The sequence below is a fragment of the Massilia aquatica genome, assembly GCF_011682045.1.
Taxonomy (GTDB): Bacteria; Pseudomonadota; Gammaproteobacteria; order Burkholderiales; family Burkholderiaceae_D; genus Telluria_A; species Telluria_A aquatica.
The window spans coordinates 55867-72539 of record NZ_VVIW01000028.1 but is presented as its reverse complement, the minus strand read 5'-3'; the positions used below and the strand labels follow the sequence as shown (position 1 = coordinate 72539).

At 61.7% G+C, this 16673-nt stretch carries 18 protein-coding genes and 1 pseudogene; 9 read left to right on the top strand and 10 right to left on the bottom strand.

Going from position 1 to position 16673, the window contains the following annotated elements; genetic code table 11:
• The first annotated feature begins 88 nt into the window (after positions 1-88).
• Positions 89-907, top strand: a complete 819-nt coding sequence (locus F1609_RS29295; RefSeq protein WP_167080690.1) for a hypothetical protein — start codon at positions 89-91, stop codon at positions 905-907.
• 5 nt (positions 908-912) lie between these two features.
• Here the strand turns inward: F1609_RS29295 and F1609_RS29290 are convergent, their stop codons facing one another.
• The 7 genes from F1609_RS29290 to F1609_RS29260 all read right to left on the bottom strand — a co-directional run bounded on the left by F1609_RS29290 (position 913) and on the right by F1609_RS29260 (position 5909).
• Positions 913-1806 carry a LysR family transcriptional regulator gene (locus F1609_RS29290; protein ID WP_167080688.1) on the bottom strand — a complete coding sequence of 298 codons (894 nt, stop codon included), beginning with the start codon at positions 1804-1806 and terminating at the stop codon, positions 913-915.
• 434 nt (positions 1807-2240) lie between these two features.
• A complete protein-coding gene (locus tag F1609_RS29285; protein ID WP_167080686.1) occupies positions 2241-2696 on the bottom strand; it encodes a surface-adhesin E family protein in 456 nt (151 codons plus the stop codon).
• A gap of 151 nt (positions 2697-2847) precedes the next feature.
• Positions 2848-3357 (bottom strand): zinc-ribbon domain containing protein, encoded by a 510-nt coding sequence (locus F1609_RS29280; RefSeq protein ID WP_167080684.1) that lies wholly within the window; start codon positions 3355-3357, stop codon positions 2848-2850.
• A 114-nt stretch (positions 3358-3471) separates the two neighbouring features.
• Positions 3472-3708 carry a hypothetical protein gene (locus tag F1609_RS29275; RefSeq protein ID WP_167080682.1) on the bottom strand — a complete coding sequence of 79 codons (237 nt, stop codon included), beginning with the start codon at positions 3706-3708 and terminating at the stop codon, positions 3472-3474.
• Between the two features lie 139 nt (positions 3709-3847).
• Positions 3848-4330 (bottom strand): GNAT family N-acetyltransferase, encoded by a 483-nt coding sequence (locus F1609_RS29270; RefSeq protein WP_167080680.1) that lies wholly within the window; start codon positions 4328-4330, stop codon positions 3848-3850.
• A 262-nt stretch (positions 4331-4592) separates the two neighbouring features.
• Positions 4593-5090, bottom strand: coding sequence for a DUF4124 domain-containing protein (locus F1609_RS35445; protein ID WP_167080678.1), 498 nt, complete (start codon positions 5088-5090; stop codon positions 4593-4595).
• Between the two features lie 192 nt (positions 5091-5282).
• Positions 5283-5909 carry a pyridoxamine 5'-phosphate oxidase family protein gene (locus tag F1609_RS29260; protein WP_167080728.1) on the bottom strand — a complete coding sequence of 209 codons (627 nt, stop codon included), beginning with the start codon at positions 5907-5909 and terminating at the stop codon, positions 5283-5285.
• 294 nt (positions 5910-6203) lie between these two features.
• Here F1609_RS29260 and tmpT point away from each other — a divergent pair, with 294 nt between their 5' ends.
• The 3 genes from tmpT to F1609_RS29245 all read left to right on the top strand — a co-directional run bounded on the left by tmpT (position 6204) and on the right by F1609_RS29245 (position 8992).
• Positions 6204-6836: a thiopurine S-methyltransferase gene (tmpT, locus tag F1609_RS29255; protein ID WP_167080676.1), complete on the top strand. Its 633-nt coding sequence runs from the start codon at positions 6204-6206 to the stop codon at positions 6834-6836.
• Positions 6833-8206 (top strand): MFS transporter, encoded by a 1374-nt coding sequence (locus F1609_RS29250; protein ID WP_370661685.1) that lies wholly within the window; start codon positions 6833-6835, stop codon positions 8204-8206. Before tmpT ends, F1609_RS29250 begins: the two co-directional genes overlap by 4 nt.
• Positions 8207-8278: 72 nt before the next feature.
• On the top strand, positions 8279-8992 hold the full coding sequence (locus F1609_RS29245) for a glutathione binding-like protein (RefSeq protein ID WP_167080674.1): 714 nt from the start codon (positions 8279-8281) through the stop codon (positions 8990-8992).
• A 10-nt stretch (positions 8993-9002) separates the two neighbouring features.
• Here the strand turns inward: F1609_RS29245 and F1609_RS29240 are convergent, their stop codons facing one another.
• A complete protein-coding gene (locus tag F1609_RS29240) occupies positions 9003-9356 on the bottom strand; it encodes a hypothetical protein (protein WP_167080672.1) in 354 nt (117 codons plus the stop codon).
• Between the two features lie 157 nt (positions 9357-9513).
• Here F1609_RS29240 and F1609_RS29235 point away from each other — a divergent pair, with 157 nt between their 5' ends.
• Positions 9514-10065, top strand: coding sequence for a hypothetical protein (locus F1609_RS29235; protein ID WP_167080670.1), 552 nt, complete (start codon positions 9514-9516; stop codon positions 10063-10065).
• On the opposite strand, the gene F1609_RS29230 is transcribed toward F1609_RS29235, so the two are convergent.
• Positions 10043-11062 (bottom strand): alpha/beta fold hydrolase, encoded by a 1020-nt coding sequence (locus F1609_RS29230; RefSeq protein WP_167080668.1) that lies wholly within the window; start codon positions 11060-11062, stop codon positions 10043-10045. The genes F1609_RS29235 and F1609_RS29230 overlap by 23 nt on opposite strands.
• 88 nt (positions 11063-11150) lie before the next feature.
• Between F1609_RS29230 and F1609_RS34130 the strand changes: the two are divergent.
• A pseudogene (locus F1609_RS34130) lies at positions 11151-11511 on the top strand (methyl-accepting chemotaxis protein); the annotation flags it as partial.
• On the opposite strand, the gene F1609_RS29220 reads toward F1609_RS34130, so the two are convergent.
• Entirely contained in the window at positions 11481-12563 is a 1083-nt protein-coding gene (locus F1609_RS29220) for a DNA-binding protein (RefSeq protein WP_167080664.1), read from the bottom strand. The pseudogene F1609_RS34130 and the gene F1609_RS29220 overlap by 31 nt on opposite strands.
• Before the next feature lie 185 nt (positions 12564-12748).
• Between F1609_RS29220 and F1609_RS29215 the strand changes: the two genes are divergently transcribed.
• From F1609_RS29215 to F1609_RS29205, 3 genes are all read left to right on the top strand, one after another.
• Positions 12749-13753, top strand: coding sequence for a site-specific integrase (locus F1609_RS29215; RefSeq protein WP_167080662.1), 1005 nt, complete (start codon positions 12749-12751; stop codon positions 13751-13753).
• Positions 13754-13881: 128 nt separating this feature from the next.
• Entirely contained in the window at positions 13882-15927 is a 2046-nt protein-coding gene (locus F1609_RS29210; protein ID WP_167080660.1) for a di-heme-cytochrome C peroxidase, read from the top strand.
• 103 nt (positions 15928-16030) lie between these two features.
• Complete coding sequence (locus F1609_RS29205; protein ID WP_167080658.1) at positions 16031-16606, top strand: TerD family protein; 576 nt, start codon at positions 16031-16033, stop codon at positions 16604-16606.
• Positions 16607-16673 lie beyond the last annotated feature (67 nt).

The window sequence follows — 16673 nt, the reverse complement described above, 5'->3', positions numbered from 1 at the left end:
TAAATTACAATAAGGCGGGCATCCGGTACAATTCCCGCTCCGCGCACATGCCGTGCCGTCCACTTTTCTAGTTTTTGCCGAGATTTTTATGCCCAAGCCCCGTCGACGCCATGCGCCAGTGATCTGTTTAGCGGTCCTGATGCTATTGACCGCATGCGGCGACAAGGCACGGCAGGTGGCGGCGGCAGACGACGCCGTCGCCGCGCCTGCCCTCCCGACAGCGCCGGCCAGCAAGCCGGAAGAGGCGAGACTCGATGTTTGGGCGCCGATCCTGGCTGCTGCGGCGGGAAACTACGCTACCCAGTGCGAGTCGATGCAGATTCCGCCCGATCCGGTCCCGAAAAAACTCGGGCCGCTGATCGTCACTGCGGACGGCATGATGCGGGCCGGTAGTATCACGGCCGATTTGCGGCGTGGAACGGTGGCCTCGATCGGCCTGTCGCGCGAAGTCAGCGGTGAATCTTTGCTGTCGGTGACCGTCTACGTTGACAAGTACATTTTTGGCGTCCACGAGTTTCAGGACGGGGTCAAGCGCGCCGGGGTTGCCGAGATCGAGTGCCGGCTCGCCACCAAGGTACGGCCCGGTACGCGCAGCATCTATGCCCAGTATGCCGGTTTGCTCGATGCAAAGAACAGGATGACGTGCCGCAACCGGAAAACCCGCAAGTCCGAGCAGGCTGACTATGTCATCGCCAATGGCGCCTTGACGATCGGCGCGCAGAGCTACGATTTGAGCACGCTGGAACACGATTACCTGATGATGATGCCTGGGAAGAGTTTTTCTTATTCCGGAACGACGCCGGATGACCGGGGTTTTGCCATTGAGCTCGATGCGCACGGCAAGGTGACCCATGTCGAGCTCAGGAAAAGAGGCAGCAAGCTGGTCGAGTGCGACCTGATCCCGTAACCGGCTTACCCGCGGCCGCAGACGTCGCGCACGTGCCCACGCAGCCAGCGCTGGGCCGGATCGGCATCGAGCCGGGGATGCCACAGCATCGACACCGTGAATTCGGGCAGCGCAAAGGGCAGGGCGAGGCTGTGCATGCCGTCGCGCAGCAGGCCGGTGTGGCGTTCCGGGACGGTAGCGATCAGATCGCTTGCGCGCGCCAGCGCCAGGGCGGGCGCAAAGCCGGCCACCATGGCGACAACCTTGCGTTCCAGTCCCAGCGCCAGCAGGGCGTCGTCGACAACGTTTTTTTCGCCACCCTGGCGCGATACTGCGATGTGCTCGCCGGCCGCATAGCTTGCGGGCGTGAGCGCGCCTGCGGCCAGGGCGTGGCCGGCGCGCACGACGGCCACGAAACGGTCGCGGAACAAGGCTTGGGTGCGGATTTCCGGGCCGCTGGACTTGCCGATGACGCCGGTTTCCAGGTCGACGCTGCCGTCGCGCATGCCGCTGCTGTCCTTGTCGGGCTTGGGCACGAAACGCAGGCGCACGCCGGGCGCGTCGGCCCGCACCCGCTTGATAAGTTCGGCGCCGAAATTCTCCACGAACCCTTCCCTGGTGCGGATGGTGAAGGTGTGCGCAAGCTGGGCCAGGTCGAGCGTGCCGACCGGACGCAGCACGGCCACGCTGTCGTGCACCAGTTCGCTGACCTGCTGGCGCAGCGCGATGGCGCGTGGCGTCGGCACCAGGGTGCGTCCGGCGCGTACCAGCAGCGGGTCGCCGGTGGCCTCGCGCAGGCGCGCCAGCGCCCGGCTCATGGCCGAGGGGCTGAGGTTCAAGCGGCGCGCGGCGCGCGCCACGCTGCCTTCGGCCAGCAGCACGTCGAGGGTAATCAGGAGGTTCAGGTCGGGCATGGACATACGTTGACAATAGAGGTTTGAGGTGCAGTGGAACGGTTATGCAGAGCTTTGCACCACCATTCTTATGGAAAGTGCGTGGTTATGCAAAGCTGCGGTCGAACAACGCCGTACATGCAAGGCGCAGACCTGATTTTGCTTTCCATAAAATTCAACGTCTCAGCCGAAGATGGCACGATCAGGATTAACTTTGAATGACCGGTAACGCCCCAAAGCGGACATCGCCTATGTAAATCGCAATGTACGAGGATGCAATTCACACTTTTTCCCGTGCGTTGTCTCGAGCAGCGATTACCTTTTGAAGTGCATTGCAAGCTCTTGGAAACGATAAGGTTTCGGTAGGAGGATTGCATGAGGAAATTTGCGGCATGTTCGAGCCCAGTCAGGTAATCGCGACGCTGCTAGCAGGAACTCCTAAAACCGCAAAAACTGGGGAATTATTGCTCGCTCAGTTGTTTGTGCAAAAGGGCACGGTATTTTGGCGAAGCGCAGGCCGCCATCTGTAATCCCTCGTGCGCAGTCTCCGGCGCAGCATCTCGCAGCAAATCAGGGCTAAAATTTTTGGACCGCGACTCGACAATGTCTCCTGAAGCGCCAGGTCCGGCGTATAAAACCCTCTGCACGGGCGCCGATAAATTGCGCTTGCAATCGAAGTACCACAGAAGTTTTCCGCCCATGAACTGCTTTTTCGGGAAGGAGTTGGTTTCGTCCGGCGTCAGGTATTCTTCTTTTGACCACGCCTTGTAATACGGTCCGACCTTAGTAATCGACTCGCTGTCAATATAAAATTTTCCTCCATTATCAGTGATGACGGCTAGCTGCCAATTCGCTGCTGAACAGAAGGCAGGTGCAGCGGCAAACAATGAGATAACGAGCTTAATTTTTTGTTTCATTTGTTTACTCTATATGACGCTCTCGAAATGGCCGAGCAAACGGATGCTTAAGAACAAGGGCCACGCCCGTAGTCGCCCCAATGCCGCAGTTGATACACTTCGTGTTGCTCACAACCGGATGTTTGGGTAACTTTGGCCGCGAAATAATTGATCACGCCTCGCTCTGCACATGCCGTGCCGCTTTGATCGCTTCCGCGAGGCAGGCGATCCCTGGGTACTCTGAAATATCCTTCATTGCCCGATTCTTCACCGAGCCAAGATTGCTCAAGTTCTTAAGAACGCCATGGGCGAGGAGGTAGGTGCCGTCATCAACCAGGAACATCAATTCCTTGCGGCTCGGTTCGTTTTTTGCAAATAGGTCGGAGTACCTACGCAATCGACGTTGCACCGTCCTCGACTCACGGCGGCAGTCCGGACAATGCACGCAGTCCGCATCCACGAAGAAGCGCAGCGTCTCAAACCAATAGCGCTGCTCTTTTGCGAAGAAAATAAACGGACGGTGACATCTACGGCAGCTTCTCAGGGCATCGACGTAATATTTTCTTGGGTAGATTGAAAAATTTTGCTTACTGGTATCCGCAATCAGAGCCGTTTCAGGGAATAAGGTATCTCCATGCAGTCGCCAAAAGCCCAGTCGAAGGTCAGTCTCGGAAATCTTCACTCCAGACGGACGTGGCGACGAGCCGTAACGGGGGTGCGGTACATATTGACCTGAACTCGTGGCTGACTTGGGCGATTTGCGGGACATTTTATGAATGAGAGTGTGGCTAGAGATTTACGAACTGGCCGGCGGCAGCCGAAACCAGATCCCCTGCGGAGGCCTGTAATCAGCCAACGCTGTACGTAGCGACTGCGCCATGTCGTCGGAATCCTGGCGCCAAATGTAGTCAACCTCGACTTTCGTAATGACGACCGTGCAGCGATTGGCCGAACGTTCGCCATCCCATTTCAGCAGGAGCACCGCACCATCGGCACGCATCCCATCGATCGAGGGAAGAAACTGGTTGATCATATGTGCTTTCGTTGACGTTTTCACGCATGCGGGAACGTCAGTTTCTGACCGACAACTGCCGATTGTACTCGACAGCTGCGGTATGTTGCGATCTCGACAGCTGTCGCCCCAATGCGGACGTTGGCACTTGCAACGATCGCTAATCAAGGCTCCGAGTTTCCACGAGACGCCGCCGCATGGTGGCGTTCCTCAGCACCGCCCCACGCACGGCGACCTCATTGCAGCGCTCCACCGTGAAGCCGTGCCGGGCAAAAAATGGCTCGGCGGTCAAGCTCACGTTTGAATAGATGGATGCGAGAGCGGCCTCGCGGGCGGCGTCCAGCAAGCGGCGCATGAGTGCAGTACCAACCCCACGGCGGGCATGCCGCGGTGAGACGAAAAACATGTCGATGTAGCCATCGGTCTGCAGGTCGGCAAAGCCAGCCGGTTCGCCCTCGATTTCCGCGACCAGTGGCGCGATCGCCTCCATACGGCGCAGCCACCCATCCGTATCATGCTCGGCAGGCGCCCAAGCATCCAGTTGAGCGGCACTGTAGTTTGCGCTGGCTAGGCCATGGATGGAATCGTGGAAAACGGCGCGCAGCGCGGGGGCGTCAGAAGGCTGGAAGTGTCGGATAAGCATGCAATATTTTAGTGGCGTCCGAGCGGCGAATGCAAGGCTGAATATGCTATGCATTTTTCAAGATAGCGCGTTCCATCAATCGCCGCGTGCCCTTTTTAGCCCGCTGACTGACGTAGATTCAGTTCGCCACGACCATGCGCCGCCGGCCGCAACCGCCCCGAAGCGGAAGTTGCAGCTCGAAGAACCGGAGCTAACCGGCTTGAGATTCCGAGGAATTCTGTCTCACGGCTCACTTCGAACCAGCTCATCCGATCGTCCTCGACTATGGGTACCTATTCGTGTTCAGGACTCTACTTCCCGATCTCTTAACCCAGATGCATTGATTGTTCTGTGGGCTGGACTGATATTCCACGCATTCGTAAGCGATGCCGGGACAGGCCCTATCGAACTGCCGGTACAGCAATTCCCAGTTCTTGCCAGCGGGGACAGCTGCGATCTTTTCGATCAGGCCTCTGCATTCTGGCCCTACAAGGGCCGGATCCACAGGCACGGGTTTTTTTTGCGAATTGAGACGCGGCGGTGATAGAGAAGGGCGCGGCGCGCTAGTGGCCGATGCCGGTACAGCTGGAGGCTGATTCGATGCAGTAATTGAGACCTTTATTTTGGTGCTGGTATCCGGCGCTGAGGCGCGGTCGCCGTAATGCACCTTGCCGTTTGCGTCGGTCCATTTATGGATTTCCTGCGCACCGGCACTCGTACGAATCAAGCAAAAAAATGCGGCAAGGAGAAGCGTCAATGTAAGAGGGTAAAACCGGTTCATAAAATGCTTTCGACATCAGATTGCGAGATCCGCAAAACAGCAAACACAGCCGGTACGGCAGGAAAGTCCGCTCCTGGCCGACACCAGCCGGTCGTGACCGGGCTGGTACCACCGGCACACTCCGATCATGCCGCCATCGGAGCGCCGGATCGCGACCATTTGGTGGCGATGAAATGTGGTAGACCAACATCGTCAGTACATCGTGGATTTCAGGCGCTCGGGCAAGTCGGCATCGTACTTCAGACCATCAATTGCCCCATCACTCAGCTCCGCAAGAATCTTCCCTGGACTCGGCAGATCATCCCGGGCGACGTGCATGGAAGGATCCCAAAGGTGCGAGCGCAGCACTGCACGGGAGCACTGAAAGAAAACAGATTCAACCTTGATCAGCAACACGGACCGAGGGGGCTTCCCATCAACGCAAAATGTCGTCAGCAAGTCCGGGTCGAGGTGAATCGATGCTTTGCCCACAACCCGAAGTGTTTCCCCAATCCCAGGTATCAAGAACAGGAGAGCAACGCGCGGGTCATGAACAATATTGCGCAAGCTATCTATCCGGTTGTTTCCCCGCCGGTCCGGCAGGAGCAAGGTGTTCGCATCGTGAATGCGGACGAATCCGGCCGAGTCGCCGCGCGGCGACAGATCCATTCCCTCCGATCCACTGGTTGCGAGGAGTACAAAGGGCGCAGCCTCGATAAATTTCCGATACTGCGGATGCACGTAGCCGACTTCCTTCTTCACCGATGCAGCAGCAGGCGCACCATAAAGTCTCTCAAGCGTATCGATATCCGAAACGGCATAATCAGGGTCAAGCTGGATCACGTTGGTCTACCTCCTCATTATAAAAAACCGGAACGCTGACTTAAGTAAGTGCTTTGGCGCTGCGAACAGCGCTCGAACGACCGCTCCTGGCCGTTTGCCGTCGATTGTACCCGACACAACAATGGCGCGATCCGTTCCACTCCACCTCCCCCCGAAGACCGCCGTTGGCTGCTGGTGTGGCGTCTGGTGCAGTAATAAAGTGCAACCGGTGCGTCTTCCGCCATGCGCGGGCGGCGGATAGACTGGCTGTGCGTGCCGGCTGGCGGCATGCTCAACCGGGGGAATATCTGTATGGACGAGCAATTCTGGCACCGCAAATGGGCAAGCAACGAGATCGCCTTCCACGAGGGCGCCCCCAACCGGCTGATGCTGGCACATATTGGCCGGCTCGGACTGGCGCCCGGCAGCCGCGTGTTCGTGCCCTTGTGCGGCAAGTCGCTCGACCTGCACTGGCTGCTGGCCCAGGGCCATCGCGTGGCGGGCATTGAACTGAGCCGGCTGGCCATCGACCAGTTGTTTGCCAGCCTGGGCGTGACGCCGATGGTCAGCAGCGCGGGCGAACTGCTGCACTACCACGCGCAGGACATCGATATTTTTGTGGGTGACATTTTTTCGCTGTCGGGCGAGTTGCTCGGGGCGGTCGACGCGGTGTACGACCGGGCGGCGCTGGTCGCGCTGCCGGAACCGATGCGCGCGCCTTACGCGGCGCATGTGACGCATTTGGCACGGCAGGCGCCGCAACTGCTGATCTGCTACCAGTACGACCAGGCCATCATGGCCGGACCGCCGTTTTCGATCGGCGACGAGGAGGTGCGGCAGCGCTACGGCCACGCGTACGCACTGACCCTGCTCGACAAGGCCGAGGTGGCGGGCGGCTTCAAAGGCCGCTTTCCGGCGCTCGAAGCGGTCTGGCTGCTCGCGTGAGGCAGCCGGCGATGCTGGCCGCGCTGGCGCTGTGCGTGCTGCTGTCGGCGCTGGGCACGAGCATCGCCAACGTCGGCTTGCCGGCCGTGGCGCAGGCGTTCGGCGCCAGCGTCGGGCAGGTGCAGTGGATCGTGCTGGCCTACCTGCTGGCCGTTACCACGCTCATTGTCGGCATCGGCCGGCTTGGCGACCTGGCCGGGCGGCGCCGCCTGCTGCTGGCCGGTATTACGCTGTTTACGGTGGCGTCCTTCCTGTGCGGCCTGGCGCCGGCGCTGCCGTGGCTGGTCGCTGCGCGCGCCTTGCAGGGACTTGGCGCGGCGGCGATGATGGGGCTGGCCATGAGCTTTGCGGCCGGCGCGGCGTCGCAAGGCGGCACCGGCGGCGTCATGGGCCTGCTGGGAACCATGTCCGCCGTGGGCACCGCAATGGGGCCGGCCCTGGGCGGTTTACTGATCGGCGCCGGCGGCTGGCGCGCACTGTTCTTGGCCAGCGTGCCGCTCGGGATCGCGGCGTGGCTGCTGGCCTACCGCGGGTTGCCGCCCGATCCGGCGCGCCCGGGCGGCGAGCGGCCCGGCTTCGACGCCGCCGGCACGCTGCTGCTGGCGCTGACCCTGGGCGCCTATGCACTGGCCATGAGCGCCGGCGGCGGCAGCGTTGGCACGCTGAACCTGGCCTTGCTGCTGGCCGCCGGCGTGGGAGCGTGGCTGTTCGTGCGGGCCGGGACGCGGGCGGCATCGCCCCTGATCCCGCTGGCCCTGCTGCGCAACCGCCTGCTCGGGGCGCGCCTCGGCACCACGGCGCTGGTGTCGACGGTGATGATGGCGACCCTGGTAGTGGGGCCGTTTTACCTGGCGCGCACGCTCGCGCTGACGCCGGCCGCCGTCGGCCTGGCGCTGTCGGCGGGGCCACTGGCGGCGGCGCTGGCCGGGGTGCCGGCGGGGCGCCTGGCCGACCGCGCCGGCACGCGCCGCGTCACCATCGCCGGCCTGGTGCTGATGCTGGCCGCGAGCATGGCGCTCGCGCTGCTGCCGGCCTCTGGCGGCGTGGCGGGCTATGTGGCGCCGCTGGTGGTGCTGACGATCGGCTATGCGCTGTTCCAGGCGGCGAACAATAGCGCGCTGATGGATTCGGCGCCCGCCAACGAGCGCGGGGTGGTGTCGAGCATGCTCAATCTGGCGCGCAACCTGGGGCTGGTCACCGGCGCGTCGCTGATGGGCGCCGTGTTCGCGTTCGGTGCGCAGGCGCTCACGGCGCCGCCGGAGGCGGTGGCGGCCGGCCTGCGCAGGACCTTCGTACTCGCCTGCGCGCTGCTGGCGGCGGCGCTGCTCATCGCCTGGCGTGCGGAGAGGGCGCAACAACAGCAAACATGAAATTTCTGCTATGTTGTCGGGCCGGATGCTCCCACGAGGAGCGTCTCCAGAACCGCTTTCAAGGAGTGAGCTATGAACGACCTGTCGACCTTCCCGATCACGAAAAAATGGCCCGCCGCGCATCCCGGGCGCATCCAGCTGTATTCGCTGCCGACGCCGAACGGCGTCAAGGTATCGATCATGCTCGAAGAAACCGCTCTGGCGTACGAGCCGCACCTGGTGCGCTTCGATCACAACGACCAGCTCACGCCCGAATTCATGTCGCTCAATCCGAACAACAAGATCCCGGCGATCATCGATCCGGATGGCCCGGACGGCAAGCCACTGGCGCTGTTCGAATCGGGCGCGATCCTGCTCTACCTGGCCGAGAAGACCGGCCAGTTGCTGCCGCCGGATGCCGAAGGGCGTTACCAGACCATCCAGTGGGTGATGTTCCAGATGGGCGGCATCGGCCCGATGTTCGGCCAGCTCGGCTTCTTCCACAAGTTCGCCGGCAAGGATTACGAAGACAAGCGCCCGCGCGATCGCTACGTGGCCGAGTCGAAGCGCCTGCTCGGCGTGCTCAATGAGCGGCTGGCGCAGCGCACCTGGATCATGGGCGAGAACTACACCATCGCCGATATCGCCATCTTCCCGTGGGTACGCAACCTGATCGGTTTTTATGAAGCGGGCGACCTGGTTGGCATCGCCGGTTTTCCGCATGTGACGCGCGCGCTGGAGCAGTTCGTGGCGCGGCCGGCGGTGGTGAAAGGGCTGGAGATTCCCCACCGCGACGCTGCCGCGTAAGCGGTTCGGTTCAAGCATCGAAGGGCGGCGCGCCGTCCTGCCAGGGCGACTGGCCGGTGAAGAACCAGCCGGCCAGTTCGCCCAGGCGCTGGTACGCCGCGTCGTAGTAGACTTGTTCCGCCGCGCTGCGCGTTGTGGAGCGGGAAAGCTCCCTGACCATGGCGTCGTGCATCCAGAAACCTTCGGCAATCCAGCGCTCGACATGCTCGCCGGGTTCGACACTTTGAAGATAGTGCTGCATGGCAGCGACGAGGCGGGCAAAGGCGGCCTTGTTCCAGCGGGCGAAGCAGCGCAGTTCGACGAGGAAGCCGTCATCGGACTGGAATGCTTCTTTCAGCGCTTCAAGCGGGTCGGGCGTGATCATCGTGCTCCATTTCGATTGGCTTGCTGGACAGGGTGGCGCATCAGGATGCGGGGCCGGCAATGATTGTAGCGCGGGCGCGGCGCAGCGGCGATGTGGCAGGCGGTAGAATGAGAGAATGCGGCGATCAGCGCCGAACCACACTATCTTGAAAGTTTGTATGCACATTGGCAAAATGAAGTTGCGCGCGTGGCTTGGCGCGCTGTCGCTGGTTCTGGTGACGGGGGCGCAGGCCCAGGTCCAGGACCTGGGGACGGCGATACAGGGCAAGTACACGCTGGTGTCGTCGACCACCACGCCAGACTCGGCGTGGAAATTTACCAAGGCACGTCTCGAGATAAGCAGGCTGGACAAACGGCATATCCAGATCGCCATGGCATGCGACTGGTGGGATGCGCCAACTGCGCAGTGCGATGCTTGGTGGGCGGTGCAGGTTCGCGACGGCGGCCTGTATCTCCATGACCTCAATACGGAGGAGACCAGGCTGCGTTTCGATCCTTCCGCGCACACGATCACGATTACCAGCGGGACGGCCGGCAAGGTCGGCAGTGTGCGCACCGATGTGTTCGAGCTCGACCCGGCCCCGGAGTACGACAAGGCCCTGATTCGACGGATGAAGCGGGCCCATTGGGCCGGCAGGCAACTCTGGAGTCCGGCCTCCCCAATAAAACTGGCTTTCCCGCACGCTATCAGCGTGGGTGCGGCGAAGTAGGGGGCAGCGCATAGCCTGGCTGGCCCTCATCCAAGGTGCGAATGATCGTATCCTGGAAGCGCTGCGGTTCATCCTGGTGAATTTGGTGGCCTGACTTTTCGAAAAGAAACAGTTCCTTCTTCGGCGCCTGGATGTTGAGAAAATATTCCTGAGTGATGTTGGTCGAGGTCTGAATGTCATGTCCGCCCACAAAAAAATACGTGGGGATATCAACCTTCGCTAAGCTCTTTGGCAAATCGATCTGCATCACCTGATTCCAAACGGGTGACCACCGTTTCGACCATTGAAGAAAATTCACCTTGAAGTCCTCAGTGGTCGCAAACGTCTTCCCTTCCTTGAAGAAAAGCCATTTCCTTAAATAGAACAGGTCTTCGTCGCGGGTGAACGGAATTTGCACCCCAGCCAGTTCGCGTGTTGCCTCGGCGTTTTCCTGGAGATGGCGTTTCAGGATTGCAAGCAGTTCCTTTTCGCTGGCCAGTTGGCTGACGACAGGGTTGACAGCGTAGTACGCGTGCAGCATTTCAGGATGGTGCTTGACAATGTAAAAGCCGAGCACATTCCCCCATGAACTTCCCAGCAAGTAGATCTTCTCCTTACGGTAAGTTTTGCGAATAAATTCGATGATCTGGACGGTGTCCTTCTGCATCAGCTCAAGCGAGGGCGCGACGGGTGAAGCGTTGAGCTTGAGGGTTTTCCCGGCATCACGCTGGTCCCATTGAACGATCGTAAACCTTTTTCTCAGCGTCGCGGTGAAACTTTCTGAGCTGTTCATCATTGAACTACCTGGGCCGCCAGACACAAACAGGAGGATGGGTTTGTTCACGTCGTTTGTTTTCACTTCGACAACCTGCTTGATTCCGCCAATGTCCGGAGTAAGCAACGTCGTTGTAATGGCGGAATCGTTTTTGTGCTCCAGACCAGGCAATCCTTGCGCATTGCAGAAATGGGATGACGCGCACCCAGCAAGGAAAAGGCAGATAATCGATAGTTTTTTCATTTTCCCAACATATATCATCATCTGGTTTTTGGCCAGACAAGTTATGTCTGGAGCATCTGCAGCGTAATGCCTTAACGTTGCCGTTGTGTCCGCCGACAATGCGCGCCAGGCCAATCAATTGGCTGTGTCCGCGTCCGACGTTGCGTCAAAGGGCGGCGTGGTCGTTTCACAGGTGATCGACACCATGGGGGCAATTCATGTGTCGTCAAAAAGGAACGTCGACATTATCGGCGTGATCGACGGCATCGCATTTCAAACCAACATCCTGCCCTGAACGCCGCTGTCGAGGCGGCCAAGGCGGTGAACAGGGCCGAGGTTTCGCGAGAGTCGCCAGCGAAGTGCGGAATCTGGCGCAACGCTCGGCCGCTGCAGCCAAAGAAATCAAGACATTCATTGGTGACTCTGTCGCGGGCGGCGATCATGGGTCGGGCTGGCTTGACGCGGGCGGCGCAAGGTCGCGCTGGCGGGCCAGTTCCCGCTCCTGGCGCAGCTCGGTTTCGAGCACCGTCAACTGGCGCAGCAGCGCCTGCTTTTCCTGCATGCCGGCCTGCGCTTCGCGTTCGGCCTGTTCCAATCGTAAGGCCACCATCTCCGACTCGCGCGCCCTGACTGCCAGCGCAATCCTGCTTTCATTTACTTGCACCTGCATGGCGTCGTGCCGCGCCTGCAATTTATCGAGCTGGGCCAAGAGGGCCGAGGCCTGGAAAGCCGCGCGCTCGGCCGCGCTGCGTTCACGGGCGGCGTCGCCCTGCGCCGCTTCGGCAGCCTGATGCAGGCGGGCGTTTTCGCTGCCGGCCTGGGACAACTGGCCGGCAAACTGGGATGCCTGGCCTTTGTGGTGCAGCAGCTGCTGGCGCAAGGTCACCAGTTCGCGCTCCACCAGCGCGGCGCGCTGCTCGTAAGCCTGGCGTTCCTCGGCGCGCTGGGTGGCCGTGGCCTCGTGGTAATGGTCGAACTGGGCGCGCGCCTGGGTCAGCTGGGCGTTGAGGGCGGCCACTTCGGCGGCGCGGTCGGACAGGCGCTGTTGCACGCCGGCCAGTTCGCTGCGCGCGCCGGCCAGGTCGACCGTCAGCAGGTGATTGGCCTGGCGCATGTGCGAAATGGTGGTGTTGGCGCTGGCCAGCTCGCTGTCGAGTGTATTGACGCGCTGCTCAAGCGCGGCCTGTTGCACGCGCGATTTTTCAAGCTCATCGGCCAGCTGGCGCAGCCCGGCGGCGTGGGCGATCTTTTCGAGGTCCAGATCCTGCTGAAAATCCGTTTTGATCGACTCATACACCCCTTTAACAGCTTGCAGCAGGCTGGGCGGCACGCCGGGGCTGGCGGGCGAGGGCGTTTGCTGGTGTTCTTCCTTCCAGCGCTTGAGCATGGGCGCGATCGTACTTTTGCTACCCGTACCGCCAAGGGCTTCGCGAACGGTGTCCACCGTGGGATTCTTGTTATCGGCAGCGAGACCGGCAGCGGCGGCTGCAACATGAGAATAGAGGATGCCGGCACGTGCCATTTTGAGACTCCTGGATAAGATAACGTATTACGTGTTACGTAATATCATACTATATTACGATAAAAAGGATTCCAAACGTGTCAAATTATTAGTCGCGATAAGAGATGTTATCGTGACTTATGCGTCGCCCGGTCGTGGTATGCTGCGTAATACCCGTTACAAATCGCGTTTTGCCGCGTCTTGCCATGTCTGATGAATTCGCTCTCGTTCCAGCCGGGTCCGCTGGTGCCATAACGCTCCTGCGTAACGCCATTACGCCCTTCGATGCCGAACTGAACGCGCAGCACCGCGCCTTCCTGGCCGCCGCCACCTCGGACAACACGCGCCGCGCCTACCGTTCGGCCATCAAGCACTTTTTGACCTGGGGCGGCGTCTTGCCGGCCGACGAGCCGACCATGATCCGCTACCTGCTGGCGTTTGCCGCTTCGCTCAATCCGCGCACCCTGGCGCTGCGCCTGACCGCGCTGTCGCAGTGGCACGTGCACCAGGGATTTACCGACCCGGCGTCCACCCCCACGGTGCGCAAAACCCTGGCCGGCATTGCCCGCACCAACGGCAAGCCCAAGAAGAAAGCCAAGGCGCTGCCTGTGGAGGACCTCGAACGCATCGCCGGCCACCTTGCCGGCCTGGCAACCCTCAAGGCCGCGCGCGACAACGCCTTGCTGCAAATCGGATTTTTCGCAGGCTTGCGCCGCAGCGAACTGGTCGCCATCGAAACAAGCCACCTCGGCTGGCAAAGCGAAGGCCTGACCATCACCCTGCCGCGCTCGAAGACCGACCAGATGGGGGAGGGCATCGTCAAGGCGGTTCCCTACGGCGACGGCGCCTGCTGCCCGGCCACCGCGCTGCGCACCTGGCTGGCCGCCGCCGGCATTGCCGATGGACCCGTGTTCCGCCCGATCAGCAAATGGGGCGAGGTGTCCGGCGCCGCCCTGCACGAAGGCAGCGTCAACACCATCCTCGAACAGTGCGCGCGCCTCGCCGGCCTCGATTACGTGCCCGACCTGTCCAGCCACAGCCTGCGGCGCGGCATGGCCACCAGCGCGCACCGCGCCGGCGCCAATTTTCGCGACATCAAACGGCAGGGTGGCTGGCGCCACGACGGCACCGTGCAGGGCTATATAGAAGAAGCCGGCCGCTTCGAAGACAACGCCGCCGGCACCTTGCTGCGCGCCACGCGGCGCAAGTGAGGCTGTGCACATAGCCGGGAATATTTGTATCTGGTCGTTTCGACAGTATTGCAGCGCCCGTCTGCCGGGCGTACCATGAACAGGCACTTGCTCAGTACGTACACCAATCACGCCGGGGGTACTCGATCATGCTTCGCCGCTTCCGCAGGCACTGGCTGCTTGCCATCGTTCTCATTCTGATCCTGGTGCTGGTCGTGCCGCCGCTGATCGTGGCCCTGTTCCACCACCAGGACAAATCCGACAACGACCCCGGGCGCGGCGCCGCCCTCGTCAGCGCCGACCTGTTCGGCGACAGCTTCACCAAAGTGGCCTATCTCGACCAGAACTGGCAGCCCGAGGACAGCCTGTGGTTCTACACCACCACCCAAGGCTCGAACCTGCTGCCGTACGACTTTTTCATGGTGCTCGAACAGCCGGGCGCCAGCAGCCTGTTCCGCGCGAACGAACACATGAACCGCTTCCGCTACCTGCCGCAGCGCGCCACGTCATCCAATCCGGACGCGCTGCCGGTCGGCTTCGTCAAGGACGGCTACCTGAAGAAAGACTACATCGGCCTGACCTGCGCCGCCTGCCACACGGCGCAGCTCAATTACCGCGGCCTGGCGCTGCGCATCGACGGCGGACCGGGCGGCGCCGACATGGTCGGCTTCCTCAGCGCCCTGACCGCCTCGATGAAAGCGGTGCGCGACCAGCCGGCGGTGCAGCAGCGCTTCGTCAAGGAAGTGCTGGCGCGCGGCGCCTACGCCAGCGCGGCCGAGGTCATCGACGACGTGCGCGTCTACACCCAGCGCCTGGTCAGCTACAACGTCATCAACCATAGCCCCACCGACTATGGCTACGCGCGCCTGGACGCGTTCGGCCGCATCTACAACCGCACCCTCGAACACCTGCTCAACCGCACCCAGCTCGAAGCCGTCCTGCGCAACAGATACACGCCGGCGCAGATCAGCGACGCCCTGGCCGGGGTCGGCGCCACCCTCAGTTCGACCCAGCGCGACCAGGTCATCACGCGCCTGGCCAAGACCCAGGAAGACATCGACTGGCTCAGGGCCGAGCTGTTCATCGACGCCGACGCCCCGGTCAGCTACCCCTTCCTGTGGGATGTGCCGCAGCACGATGTAGTCCAGTGGAACGGCCTGGGCAACAACGCCGGCCTCGGCCCGCTTGGCCGCAACGCCGGCGAAGTGATCGGCGTCTTCGGCACCCTTAACTGGCACGAAGCCACCGACTATTCGCTCGGTTCGCTCCTGGCCGGGAAGGGCTTCAAGCAACAGGCGCTGCGCTTCGACTCCTCGGTCAATGTGGAAAACCTGCGCCTGATCGAGAGCCATCTCGCGTCGCTGCAATCGCCCCAGTGGCCGCGCGAGGTATTCGGCGCCGCCTCGATCGACCCGGCGCGGGTCTTGCGCGGCGAACGCCTGTTCAACCAGCACTGCGTCAGCTGCCACGCCAGCATCGAGCGCAGCTCGCCGGCGCGCCGCATCGTCGCCCACATGTCCGGGCTCGATGAAGTCGGCACCGATCCCGCCATGGCCGACAACAGCGTCAAATACCTGGGCTACTCCGGCATCCTGCGCAACGAGTATGTCGGCGCCAACGTCGGCAACATCCTGCTCGACAAAAAAGCGCCGATCGCCGCGCTGCTGACCAAGGCCACCATGAACGTGCTCGAAACGCGCGATCCCGACAAGTCGTTCGTGCAGCGCTGGGCCGAATGGCTCAACAACATGTCCAAGGCCTACTCCAGCAACGAGATCAAGCCGTCCAACAAGCAGGGCAACTACACCATCGACACCACCATCGACCCGTACGCGTCTTTACGCGCCTACAAAGGGCGCGCGCTCAACGGCATCTGGGCCACCTCGCCATACCTGCACAACGGTTCGGTGCCGACCCTGTACGACCTGCTGCTGCCGGCGCAATGCGCGGGCGGCGACAAACAAGCCGAATGCCGGCCCGCCAGGTTTCGCACCGGCTCGCGCGAATTCGACCCGCTCAAGGTGGGACTCAAGAGCGACGGCTACGACGGCTTCCTGTTCGACACCGCACTTGCCGGCAACAGCAACGCCGGCCACGAATACGGCACCGTGGTCCGGGTCGACGGCGCGCAAACGCTGCAGCCCCTTACCAAAGAAGAGCGCCTCGACCTGCTCGACTACCTGAAAGCGCAGTAAGCCTGGCAACTCTCCTTGCCTTTTTTGCCAGCGCCTCCTGCCAACTGCGCGCGCAGCCCCTATAATGAAGGCTCGTGCAGTCATTAAAACAGGAGAATTAAAGATGGCAATTAGTCTGACCAAGGGTGGCAACGTCAACCTGAGCAAGGAAGCGCCCGGCCTGACGAAAATGGTAATCGGTCTGGGCTGGGACGCCCGCTCCACCAGCGGCGTCGAGTTCGATCTCGACGGCACCGTATTCATGTTGAAGTCCGACGGCAAGGTCCGCTCCGACACCGACATGATCTTTTATAACAACCTCAAATCGGTCGATGGCAGCGTGGTTCACTCGGGCGACAACCGCACCGGCGACGGCGATGGCGACGACGAAAGCCTCACTGTCGACCTGAGCCGCGTACCGGCCGATGTCGAAAAAATTTCGGTCTGCGTCACCATCCACGATGCGCCTGCGCGCAAACAGAACTTTGGCATGGTGTCGAACGCGTTCATCCGCTGCGTCAATGCCGCCAACGATAGCGAAATCGCCCGTTTCGACCTGTCGGAAGACGGCTCGACCGAAGCGGCCATGATTTTCGGCGAGATCTACCGTCATGCCGGCGACTGGAAATTCCGCGCGGTCGGCCAGGGCTTCAACGGCGGCCTGGGGCCTCTGGCCTCGTCCTTCGGCGTCAACGTCTAACGCCCCCGGCGGCGCTGCCGCGCAGCGCCGCACCGACAGCATCCGCCCGCATCGCGCCGGCGGATGC

What these genes read in the sequence shown, in the direction of transcription:
- F1609_RS29295 (WP_167080690.1), top strand. Translation starts at nt 89, where the DNA reads ATGCCCAAGCCCCGTCGACGCCATGCGCCAGTGATCTGTTTAGCGGTC.
- F1609_RS29290 (WP_167080688.1), bottom strand. Translation starts at nt 1,806, where the DNA reads ATGTCCATGCCCGACCTGAACCTCCTGATTACCCTCGACGTGCTGCTG.
- F1609_RS29285 (WP_167080686.1), bottom strand. Translation starts at nt 2,696, where the DNA reads ATGAAACAAAAAATTAAGCTCGTTATCTCATTGTTTGCCGCTGCACCT.
- F1609_RS29275 (WP_167080682.1), bottom strand. Translation starts at nt 3,708, where the DNA reads ATGATCAACCAGTTTCTTCCCTCGATCGATGGGATGCGTGCCGATGGT.
- F1609_RS29270 (WP_167080680.1), bottom strand. Translation starts at nt 4,330, where the DNA reads ATGCTTATCCGACACTTCCAGCCTTCTGACGCCCCCGCGCTGCGCGCC.
- F1609_RS35445 (WP_167080678.1), bottom strand. Translation starts at nt 5,090, where the DNA reads ATGAACCGGTTTTACCCTCTTACATTGACGCTTCTCCTTGCCGCATTT.
- tmpT (WP_167080676.1), top strand. Translation starts at nt 6,204, where the DNA reads ATGGACGAGCAATTCTGGCACCGCAAATGGGCAAGCAACGAGATCGCC.
- F1609_RS29245 (WP_167080674.1), top strand. Translation starts at nt 8,279, where the DNA reads ATGAACGACCTGTCGACCTTCCCGATCACGAAAAAATGGCCCGCCGCG.
- F1609_RS29240 (WP_167080672.1), bottom strand. Translation starts at nt 9,356, where the DNA reads ATGATCACGCCCGACCCGCTTGAAGCGCTGAAAGAAGCATTCCAGTCC.
- F1609_RS29235 (WP_167080670.1), top strand. Translation starts at nt 9,514, where the DNA reads ATGCACATTGGCAAAATGAAGTTGCGCGCGTGGCTTGGCGCGCTGTCG.
- F1609_RS29230 (WP_167080668.1), bottom strand. Translation starts at nt 11,062, where the DNA reads ATGAAAAAACTATCGATTATCTGCCTTTTCCTTGCTGGGTGCGCGTCA.
- F1609_RS29220 (WP_167080664.1), bottom strand. Translation starts at nt 12,563, where the DNA reads ATGGCACGTGCCGGCATCCTCTATTCTCATGTTGCAGCCGCCGCTGCC.
- F1609_RS29215 (WP_167080662.1), top strand. Translation starts at nt 12,749, where the DNA reads ATGTCTGATGAATTCGCTCTCGTTCCAGCCGGGTCCGCTGGTGCCATA.
- F1609_RS29210 (WP_167080660.1), top strand. Translation starts at nt 13,882, where the DNA reads ATGCTTCGCCGCTTCCGCAGGCACTGGCTGCTTGCCATCGTTCTCATT.
- F1609_RS29205 (WP_167080658.1), top strand. Translation starts at nt 16,031, where the DNA reads ATGGCAATTAGTCTGACCAAGGGTGGCAACGTCAACCTGAGCAAGGAA.